This window comes from Faecalibacterium sp. BIOML-A4 (assembly GCF_009679665.1).
Lineage (GTDB): Bacteria > Bacillota > Clostridia > Oscillospirales > Ruminococcaceae > Faecalibacterium > Faecalibacterium taiwanense.
The window spans coordinates 107,160-113,613 of sequence record NZ_WKZG01000018.1 but is presented as its reverse complement, the minus strand read 5'-3'; the positions used below and the strand labels follow the sequence as shown (position 1 = coordinate 113,613).

The 6,454-nt window shown below is 55.5% G+C and carries 4 protein-coding genes, 1 tRNA gene and 1 pseudogene; 4 read left to right on the top strand and 2 right to left on the bottom strand.

The features are described 5' to 3' along the window. Positions 1 to 114: 114 nt before the first annotated feature. A tRNA-Lys gene (locus tag GKG34_RS12825) sits at positions 115 to 190 on the top strand. 100 nt (positions 191 to 290) lie between these two features. Here GKG34_RS12825 and tnpA read toward each other — a convergent pair. After that, positions 291 to 634: pseudogene (tnpA, locus tag GKG34_RS12820) on the bottom strand (IS200/IS605 family transposase); the annotation flags it as partial. A gap of 430 nt (positions 635 to 1,064) precedes the next feature. After that, positions 1,065 to 3,326 (bottom strand): glycogen/starch/alpha-glucan phosphorylase, encoded by a 2,262-nt coding sequence (locus GKG34_RS12815; RefSeq protein ID WP_154256479.1) that lies wholly within the window; start codon positions 3,324 to 3,326, stop codon positions 1,065 to 1,067. Positions 3,327 to 3,584: 258 nt separating this feature from the next. Between GKG34_RS12815 and GKG34_RS12810 the strand changes: the two genes are divergently transcribed. From GKG34_RS12810 to GKG34_RS12800, 3 genes are all read left to right on the top strand, one after another. Continuing rightward, positions 3,585 to 4,442, top strand: a complete 858-nt coding sequence (locus GKG34_RS12810; RefSeq protein ID WP_120121008.1) for an AraC family transcriptional regulator — start codon at positions 3,585 to 3,587, stop codon at positions 4,440 to 4,442. Between the two features lie 148 nt (positions 4,443 to 4,590). Then, complete coding sequence (locus tag GKG34_RS12805) at positions 4,591 to 5,142, top strand: 4-alpha-glucanotransferase (protein WP_337679960.1); 552 nt, start codon at positions 4,591 to 4,593, stop codon at positions 5,140 to 5,142. Positions 5,143 to 5,557: 415 nt separating this feature from the next. Beyond that, on the top strand, positions 5,558 to 6,289 hold the full coding sequence (locus GKG34_RS12800) for a GntR family transcriptional regulator (RefSeq protein WP_165852626.1): 732 nt from the start codon (positions 5,558 to 5,560) through the stop codon (positions 6,287 to 6,289). Positions 6,290 to 6,454 lie beyond the last annotated feature (165 nt).

The following is a 6,454-nucleotide window of genomic DNA, read 5'->3' as shown; positions in this document are numbered from 1 at the left end:
GAACACAGAAGTTAAGCTCACTTGTGCCGAAGATAGTTCGCTGGAAACGGCGCGTGAAAATAGGTAGTCGCCGACTTGAGTTATCAGAATGAAGAAACCGCATTCTGATAATATGCACCTCTAGCTCAGTTGGTAGAGCAACTGACTCTTAATCAGTGGGCCCAGGGTTCGAGTCCCTGGAGGTGCACCAGATATTGAACGTCAAATCGTAAGATTTGGCGTTCTTTTTTATACAGGAAAGCGACTGCACACTTTCTGCACCACCGTTTGCACAGCCTGCTTTCTTTTGCATCCACAAAATATCCTCTGGCCCAGAAATGCCGATTTCCATACTTGTACTTTAAATTCGCGTGTCTGTCGAAAATAGGCTGCTCTTTCCCTTGAGATATCCCATAACGTAAGAAATGCTGTACTTCGGCGAAAAACTTATCAGCATATGGATATGGTCCGGGCAGGCTTCTGCTTCAATTATTTCAATATCCTTTTGCTCGCATAGTTTGCGAAGTATCTGACCAATATCTTTTTTGATTTGGCCATATATCACCATTCTCCGATATTTCGGTGCAAACACTACATGGTATTGACATCTCCATGTCGTATGGCTTAAACTATCTACGTCTTTGTTATTTTTCATTTCAAAGAGAAACCTCTCTGTTCCTAGAATGTGGTTGGCAAACCCACACTCTATTCTACAGAGAGGTTTCTCTTTGTCTAGGGCTAAAGCCGTTTTTATTCCACCAGCTTAGCTGGTGGTTTTTCTTCACTCAAGTTCTTAATAAGTAAAAGACGGAGTGCTGTGCATTTGTGCAGCACCCCGTCTTTTATTTGTGTTCATCTGCGCCCGGCTCATAGAGCAGCTCCAAATAGGGGTGCTTCCGGATGGCGGCAACCACCTCATCCAGGCGGGTCGCGCAGAAATTCTGGCAGCATAGAGTTTGTGCCGATAGAAATTTTGCGTACAGTAGATTTTGGAAATCTTCTTTGATGCCGCAAATCGTAGGCGGTGCCCATGGTTAGATAGATCTCGTCCTGCGGCAGAAGATCAATAAAATTGCGATAATAAACTATTTGCCCAGATGCCAGATGTCGCGGTCGTACTCGGCAATGGTGCGGTCGGAGGAGAACATGCCCGCTTTGGCAATGTTCACCAGACACTTGCGCCGCCAGCCTTTCGGGTCGCAGGCGTAATCGCTGAGGGCCTGCCCCTTGCGCACAACGTAGGCGTTGAAGTCCGGCAGGGTCTGGAACCAGTCTTTATGGATCAGCTCGTTGTGCAGGCGGGTCAGGTTTTCGGCGTGACCGGCGGCCAGCATCTCCGGGCCGGTGAGGAAGTTGATAGCGCGGCGGATGTTGGCATCCCCCTCCACCCACTGGGCGGGGTCGTAGTCGCCCACGGCGTAGCGGTGGATGACCTGATCGGAGGTCTGGCCGAAGATATAGATGTTCTCCTCGCCCACCTGCTGGCTGATCTCCACATTGGCACCGTCCATGGTGCCCAGCGTCAGCGCGCCGTTCAGCATGAACTTCATGTTGCCGGTGCCGGAAGCTTCCTTGGAGGCAAGGCTGATCTGCTCGGACAGGTCGCAGGCGGGGATCAGCTTTTCGGCGGCGGTAACGTTGTAGTTCTCCACGAACACCACCTGCAGCCACTTGGACACTTCCGGGTCTGCGGCAATGACCTTGGACAGGGTCAGCAGCGCATGGATGATGTCCTTTGCAATGGTGTAGGCAGGTGCCGCCTTGGCACCGAAGATGCTCACCAGCGGAGCAGCGGGCAGGTGCCCGGCCTTGATCTCGTAGTACTGATGGATGAGGTACAGCAGGTTCAGCTGCTGGCGCTTGTACTCGTGCAGGCGCTTGGACTGGATGTCGAACACAGCATCGGTGTTCACGCTCACCTTCTGGGTGCGCAGCAGCCAGTCTGCCAGTGCTTCCTTGTTGGCCTTTTTCACAGCGGTCAGCTGCTCCAGCACAGCTTCGTCGTCAGCAAAGGCCAGCAGCTTTTCCAGCTCGGCGGCATCCTTACGGAAGCCGGAGCCGATGTGCTGTTCCAGCGCGGCGGTCAGGCGGGGGTCGCATTCCAGCAGCCAGCGGCGGAAGGTGATGCCGTTGGTCTTATTGTTGAACTTTTCCGGGTACAGCTCGTAAAAGCCGTGCAGCTCGGATTTTTTCAAAATCTCGGTGTGCAGCGCCGCCACGCCGTTGGTGGAGTGGGTGAAGTGGATGTCCATGTGGGCCATGTGCACCCGGTCGTCCTTGTCGATGATGGCAAGGCTCTCGTCCTTGGTGCGGGTGCGGGCCAGTGCGTCCAGCTTTTCGATAATGGGCATCAGCTGGGGCACCACGGCATCCAGATAGGCGCGGGGCCACTTTTCCAGCGCTTCGGCCAGAATGGTGTGGTTGGTGTAGGCGCAGGTCTTTGTGACGATCTTTACGGCTTCCTCAAATTCGATGCCCTTTTCGCCCAGCAGCCGGATCAGCTCCGGGATGACCATGCTGGGGTGGGTGTCGTTGATCTGGATGGCGGCGTAGTCGGCCAGATCATGGTAATCGCAGCCCCGGGCGGCACACTCGGACAGAATGAGCTGGGCACCGGCAGAAACCATCAGGTACTGCTGGTACACCCGCAGGCGGCGGCCTGCTTCATCGGAATCGTCCGGGTAGAGGAAGAGGGTCAGGTTCTTGTCGATGGCAGTTTTATCGAAGGCAATGCCGTCATGGACGATGCTCTCATCAATGGTGTCAAGGTCAAACAGGTTCAGGGTGTTGGTGCGGCCCTCGTAGCCGGTGACGGCCAGCTTGTACAGCCGGGCAGTGTACTCCTTGCCCGCCAGCTCCACCGGGTAGGTGATGTCGGTCTTTTCTGCCCAGCTGTGGGCGGTGAGCCACGGGTCGGGCTTTTCGTTCTGCACGCCGTCCTCAAAGGACTGGTGGAACAGGCCGAAGTGATACCGCAGGCCCACGCCGTCGCCGGGCAGATTCAGCGTTGCCAGAGAGTCGAGGAAGCAGGCAGCCAGACGGCCCAGACCGCCGTTGCCCAGAGAAGGTTCCGGCTCCACCTCTTCGATATCGGAAAGGCTCTTGCCGACGGCAGCCAGTGCATCGCGGGCTTCATCGTACAGTCCCAGATTGATGAGGTTGTTGGACAGCAGCTTGCCGATGAGAAATTCGGCGCTGATATAGTACAGCTTGCGGCCGGTGACCGGCTGCACACGATCGGCGCTCTTCTGCCGGACGAGTTCCAGCAGCGCGAGATACAGCTCCTGATTCGTGCAGTCTGCCAGCGGCTTGCCCGTGAGACCCTGTAACGTTTCGGTAAAGCTCATAAATGCATCCTCCTTTGTTAGGGTGTATCTGAAAAGTCGAAAATTTAGTCTATTTCTGCAAGCACAGCCGGATCTTGCGTGAAACAGCCTTGGATCCCGTTTGTGCTTGCGAAATATTCGTCATTTTCTTTGTTTTCAAATACACCTTGCGGAAAACAGGTTTGACATCTGTACTTCCAGATATACCACATAAAACAATCAAAATCTTGCCTAAAAAGTGCAGACTGTGGTACAATCCTATCATCGGGAGGTGAAACAATGCAAAATCAGGCATCTTTGCAGGAGACCAAGCAGCATGGTGCCGTGCGGTTTCCCTTCAATCTGTATCCCTGCACCATTCCGGGGGACTTTCCGCAGGTGGCGCTCCACTGGCAGGAGAGCATGGAGCTGGTCTTTGTCAAGCGGGGCACAGGACTGGTGCAGGTGGGCGCTGAGAGCTGCCCGGCCCGCATGGGGGACATCTTTATTTTTACGCCCGGCACCCTCCATGCCCTGCGGCAGGCCGAAGGGCAGTGCATGGAATACGAAAATATCATTTTTGAGCTGGAGCTTCTGGGCGGCGCAGAGGACCTTTGTGCCGAGAAATATCTGCTTCCGCTGCAAAGCGGGCGCTTGTCGCTGCCTGCGCGGCTGACCCCGAACGATTTGTGCTATCTGCAGGCCGCCGCCTGCCTGCGGGAGGTGGAGGATGCCAACCGCGCCAAGCTCCCCGGCTACGAGCTGCAGGTCAAGGGGGCATTGCTGCGGTTTCTTGCCCTGCTCCTTGCACAGGGCCGGCAGCGGCTTGCCGCCGAGACAGCCGACACCCAGCGGCTGAAAACGCTCCTGCAATGGCTCTCGGCCCATTATACCGAGGAACTCCGGGTCGCCGATGCCGCCGGGGTCTGCTCCTTCAGTGCCAGCCACTTCATGCGGTGGTTCCGGCAGATGACCGGGCAGAGCTTTGTGGCCTTTCTGAACGAGTACCGGCTCAACGCCGCCGCCGAAGCGCTGCAGGCCACGGATGAGACGGTTCTGACCATCGCTTCCCGGTGCGGGTTTGAGAACCTCTCCTATTTTAACCGGGCGTTCAAGGCGCACTTCGGCACGACACCCCGGGAGTACCGGAAAAAATAAGCAAAACGAGGCCGTTCTGCCTCTCTGGAAAAGAGAGGGAACGGCCTCGTTTTTTGCACATCAGATCTCCGGCGGCGGGCAGCAGCTCTCCCGTGGGATGAGCTTATGCGGCACGATGATCTTGGTTGCCAGAAGATTCGGGTTCTCGATGTGGTTGATCGAGCTGTTCCGTGCCGTGGAGCAGGCATTGGGCAAGCGGGAGATCATTGCAGAGGACCTTGGCTATATGAGTGAGACGGTCCGTCAGCTGGTGCGGGACAGCGGTTTCCCCGGCATGAAGGTGTTGGAATTTGCCTTTGACTCCCGCGACACCGGCAGTGCCAGCGACTATCTGCCCCACAACTACCCGGTGAACAGCGTGGCCTATACCGGCACCCACGACGACGAGACGCTGGTATCGTGGTATCAGACTGTCACCGATGCCGAGCGCGCCATGGTGCGGGACTATCTGTACGACTACGCCACCCCGGAGGAGCAGCTCTATAAAAGCATGATCGCACTGATCCTGCGCAGCGCAGCGGCGGCCTGCATCGTTCCCATGCAGGACTGGCTGGGGCTGGACAACTCTGCCCGCATCAACAAGCCCTCCACCGTGGGCCAGAACTGGCGCTGGCGGCTGAAAAAGACCCAGCTGAGCAAAAAGCTCCAAAAGGAGATCTGCCAGCTGACCACCCGCTACGGCCGGATGAACTGGGCGTGACAGTATAGTGCCCTGGACTTGATTTTGGAAAGTTTATTGCAGAATAGTGGCAGAAGTAATACTTATTCAAAAATAAAAACGACAAAGAACAAATAAAAAAGTACAGAATATGAATCGGGACGCGTCTTTTTTTGTTACCCTGCAAGGCAAGGCGGCTTTGAGGGAGAGATGAAACAGGAAAAGGGGAATGGTCATATCCGGCCGTGCACCCCACTTGGCCGGTGATGGCCACCAGCGGCGCACCGTCCGGATAGGAGTGCGCGAGGCGCACCACAAAAAAGCACGAAGCAGCAATGCTTGGTGCTTTTTCTTTTTGACATGTGCCGCGGGATGCTTTATAATAAGAATGATTTCAGATGCCTGCGGGGCGGTGCGCCCTGCGGTAAAATTACGGCAAGCAAAAAAGGGAACTGCTATGAGAGAAGAAAAGGCCAGCGCATTGCCGCTGCTGCTGGACGTGCGCAGAATGGACGAAAATAACCGGGCTTACGCCTACCGTATGCTGCGCAAAAATATTATGACCTTGCAGCTGCAGCCGGGCTGTCAGCTGAGCGAGGCCGAACTGTGCGAACAGCTGGCCATGAGCCGCACACCGGTACACGAAGCGCTGATGATGCTGAAAAGCGAGTGGCTTGTGGATGTTCTGCCGCAGCGCGGCAGCATTGTGTCCAAGATCAGCGTTCCATACCTGAACGAAGGCTTTGCCATGCGCCGCATTCTGGAACCGGCGCTGCTGCGCGGGCTGGCCGGAAAGCTGACAAGGGAACAGCTGAACGAATTTCAGGAACTGCTGAACCGGCAGAACGAAGACCTTTATCTGGATCAGGATGCAGCAGATGACTTCTTCATCTCGCTGGATAACGACTTCCACAGGCTTTTGTACCACGATTCCGGCTACGACCGCATCTGGGAGGCCATGCACAACGTTACGTCCCATATGGACCGTGTGCGGTATCTGGACTCGGCCCTTTGCCGGGGAAATATTGCCTCGGTGCAGAAAGAGCACGAGCAGATCTTTGGCTACCTGCGGGACGGCCTGCCGCTGGACGTGGACGTAGAAGCCCTGTTTGAGCATCACCTTGGCATGTACCGCGAGAATTTCCAGAAGATATTGGAACGGTTCCCGGATTTCTTTGTACGGACATAAACCAAAAAGAGCACCCGCTGCTGACCCTTACAAGGCCATGGCAGGGGGTGCTTTTTTGGTTCAATACGGATACGGCTTTACGCCGGGCTGCGGATATCAATTTACGACGGCAGTGTTTCTGATGGATTTTGCACCAGAAATGCTGCTTTTTCTGTTCAAAACCCG